We start from the raw sequence: 966 nt of genomic DNA on the forward strand, positions 1-966 counted from the left end.
TCCTGGTGATCGCGCTCCTCACGCTCCCGGCGGCGATCAGCCGCCTCTACACCTCCCGCATCCGGAACATGATGCTCCTTGCCGTCGCCCTCGGCATCATCTTCACCGTCGCGGGGATCTGGCTCTCCTACCTCGCAAACGTCCCCTCGGGCGCGACGATCATCCTGGTGAGCACGCTCGCGTATGCGGGCGCCCTCGGGGTCGAACGCCTCCGGCAGGGCGACTGACGGGACAAACCGGTGCGCTTATGCCGGCGTACGCAAGAGGTGAGTGAGCAATGGATCCGATCATCGAAGAGGGATATGCCCGGCTCCTCGAGACCCTCGAGGACCTGCAGGCGAAGAAGGAAGAGTCGGCCTCGGAACTCCGGGGCAGCGTAGGAGCCCTCCTTGCGCGGATGGCCGCCGATACGGCGCCGGTCGTAAAGCAGATCGGGCTTGAGATGCTCTGGCGCGCGAGGAGGGAGGCATCAGGGGAGCTCTACGACCAGGAGTTCTACGAGAAGAAGATGATCGCCCTCGGGAAGGGCGACCCGCTCCCGTACCGCCCGGATGACCCGAGCAAGCCCGTCGATGCCCAGATATGCGTTCTCGACGAAGACGGGGCTTTCCACGAGTTGATGTACACCAACACCGAGATCCGGACCGATTCCTACCTCAGCCCCCTGACACCGGAGGAAGCGTTCGACGTCTACGGTTACGACCTCGTCTTCATGCTCTACCGGGCGCTCTACGAGTACGCACAGAAGGAAGAGGAACTGATGGCCGCGCTCGCGCTGACGCTTGAGTATCTTGGGTCCTGAAAATCACTTTTTTCGGCCTGTTAAAACCCTTTTTTCTGGTCTTCATCCCTACCCCGATGAGGTCGGTGCTGGGCCCGGCTTGTCCCTGGAATCGGCCTTTTTCCCCGGCATGTCCCCACGCAGTGGACCGTGGAACTATCGCCATTTGGGGGGAGGGGCTGACG

The 966-nt window shown here is 62.5% G+C and carries 2 protein-coding genes; both read left to right on the top strand.

What is annotated here, in order from left to right:
• A partial coding sequence (locus tag BRA62_RS10300; protein ID WP_292366482.1) for a metal ABC transporter permease occupies positions 1-227 on the top strand: 227 nt, incomplete at its 5' end.
• 50 nt (positions 228-277) lie between these two features.
• Complete coding sequence (locus BRA62_RS10305) at positions 278-802, top strand: hypothetical protein (RefSeq protein ID WP_292366483.1); 525 nt, start codon at positions 278-280, stop codon at positions 800-802.
• The last annotated feature ends 164 nt before the right edge of the window (positions 803-966 follow it).

This window comes from Methanoculleus sp. UBA208 (assembly GCF_002498065.1).
Taxonomy (GTDB): Archaea; Halobacteriota; Methanomicrobia; order Methanomicrobiales; family Methanoculleaceae; genus Methanoculleus.